We start from the raw sequence: 2,307 nt of genomic DNA on the forward strand, positions 1-2,307 counted from the left end.
CCGTGCTTCCGGCAGATCTCGGCAACCGGCAGCCCGGCCTGACCCTCCTTCAGGATCCCGATGATCTGCTCTTCGCTGAACCGGCTCTTCTTCATCGTCCGTCTCCTGATCGACGGACCCTAGCTTCAGACCGAGGGCATTTCAGGGGGCAAGGTCATACTTTATTCCGGAAATATGGCAGATCCTGTGCTGCTCGTAGCAAGACAATGCCGCGTCAGATAATCGCGTGCGCCTGGCAGATTGAATTGTGCTGTATCCAACAGTGCAACTGGAGCTCAGATCCTGCCAATTAGGTGGCAATCACGCCCACACCCGAAAGAAGCCGCGCCCGCCGCACTCCTGACACCTCAACCGCGGCACCGTGGTGCCTACTCTAGTTCACCTAGCTATCTTCTAGATCCTGGCCACTGCATCTGCAGCTTCGGCTGCAATGCTCTTCCGCCGCAGTGCCTCGACCTCAACAGCCGCAATCTCTCTGTCACGGGCAGCTGCTAGCTCTCTGAAGCTGGGCGTTCTCTCAACCTCAGGCAATTGGAACCGGCCGTAACGCACCAGGATAGCGTGTATCTGCTGCGCTCGCCACAAATCGATGAAATCCGGTGGGTCCTGATGATCATCCGAGGTCATGCTGGGTGCCAATAGGTGCGCGAGCGCTTGGGCCGGTGATCGCCCTCGCGATATGGCGCGTACCATTCTTTGGCGGAGGGGCAGGGCGGCTCCCTTCCGCCAGCGTCTGCCCGCCTGCATGGTCCTGACCATCCTCCAGGAGAGAACAACGTGACCATCATGCAGGACCTCTCTTGGATAGCTGCAGCTCTGTGCTCGTTCGGGGCAGCGGGATGGCTTCTGGCTCACTGGTCCAGGAAGAAGTCTATCTCCCATCGAGTCGACCAAGAGGATGATTTAGCGGGCTAGCGATCCGGCAGCTTAAGGATCTCCACGTCTGGCGGTGGCTTCGCTGGACGGTCCCCAAGGACATCGGCGACAAAGTCGATTAGCCGCGGCAAGCCGCTGGTGTCGTAGGGCTTGCGCACCACTCCCCACACCGTCCGCTTCTCGGTGCGTGCCTGAGCCGTCTGAGCGGTCAGCAGGAACACCGGCGCGTCGTAGCGCTGCTTGAGATGCCGGGCGATCTCGCGGCCATCACCACCATCCTTGAGGTTCAGGTCGATCAGAGCCACGTCGGGCCGTTGCGCCTCGCACAGCCGGATTGCGTCGTCGACGTTGTCGGTGGGGCCCAGCACTCGATGCCCGGCAAGCTTCAGCGCCCACTCGATGGCCATGGCGACCAAGCCCTCGTCCTCGACCACGAGGATCAACATTGTACCTACCAGTCGCTCCCGACAGTCGGTAAGGCGGTGAGATTGGTGGTCGTTCCAATATCGAATTGGGGCTTGTCGGCCTTGCGCTTCCGCTCCCTGACAGTCGCCTGTAGTTCCTGCACCATCCGCCCGGTCTCCAACGCGATCTCCCTCTCGCCGAAGCCATGGGACTCCATGACCTGCCAGGCAGCATGACCAGCAGCCACCAGGACCCGCCCTACCGACTTCCCCTCAAGCAGCACGGCCTCTGTCAGCGCGACCTCACGCAGATGCGCCAGCTGCTGATCGAGGGCAGTGGCAGCCAGTCGAGCCTCAGCCACGTACTGTTCAATGGCTGGATCAGCGGCTGATACGGTCTGAATTACGGGCGGGTCCACGCTGGTTGTTGAGGGCATCGGTTGGGCATCTCCAAGGTGACTAGATGCAACAGTACCGATGCATGGTGGCATTCGTCAGCGTGGTCTGCTGGCGCACCGGGAGGTCGGATGTGTGGAATTTGAAGCAATTCTACCTGCTCTTGCAGATGCGACAATGAGTGGCTGCGTTCCAATGGTCCGCAACGTGGTAGCGTCCGGCAGTGCTTGAGACTTCCACCAGCAGAAGCGTGTATCATGATTTTACACATCGTCTGCTTCAGTTGGCGGCGCGTTTGGATTGAGGTTCGGGATTGCACTCTCCTGCTCGTGGTAATCCTATTGTTCGGCGCTGTTGCGGTGTGCACGTCGCTTGCCTATGCGGCTGGAACGGGAATCGTGGCTCTGGTCAGGAGGTTGTCGACCGTCGCAGTCTCAATCGGGTGGCTGTTTGGATTGATGGACACGGGTGTCGGTATGGCGTTGCATTAGGTAGGGAACTCAAACAACCTTCTGCAGCTTCATGGCTTTTAGTCGGCTGATCAGGGACGCAGGCTGAGGAGGGTATGGCGGATGGCACATCTGTACTGGCTGTCGGACGCGGCCTGGGCGCGGATCGAGCCGCATCTGCC

3 protein-coding genes are annotated in these 2,307 nt (G+C 60.1%); all 3 read right to left on the reverse strand.

The window, feature by feature from the left end; all coding sequences use genetic code 11:
- Positions 1–95, reverse strand: a 95-nt coding sequence (locus HLA95_RS26990; protein WP_222183311.1) for a transposase, incomplete at its 3' end; no start/stop codon positions are given.
- A gap of 816 nt (positions 96–911) precedes the next feature.
- On the reverse strand, positions 912–1,322 hold the full coding sequence (locus HLA95_RS26995) for a response regulator (RefSeq protein ID WP_191061907.1): 411 nt from the start codon (positions 1,320–1,322) through the stop codon (positions 912–914).
- A gap of 5 nt (positions 1,323–1,327) precedes the next feature.
- Entirely contained in the window at positions 1,328–1,717 is a 390-nt protein-coding gene (locus tag HLA95_RS27000) for a hypothetical protein (protein WP_191061908.1), read from the reverse strand.
- Positions 1,718–2,307 lie beyond the last annotated feature (590 nt).

Origin of the sequence: Geminicoccus harenae, assembly GCF_019800005.1 — a bacterium.
Classification (GTDB): Bacteria; Pseudomonadota; Alphaproteobacteria; order Geminicoccales; family Geminicoccaceae; genus Geminicoccus; species Geminicoccus harenae.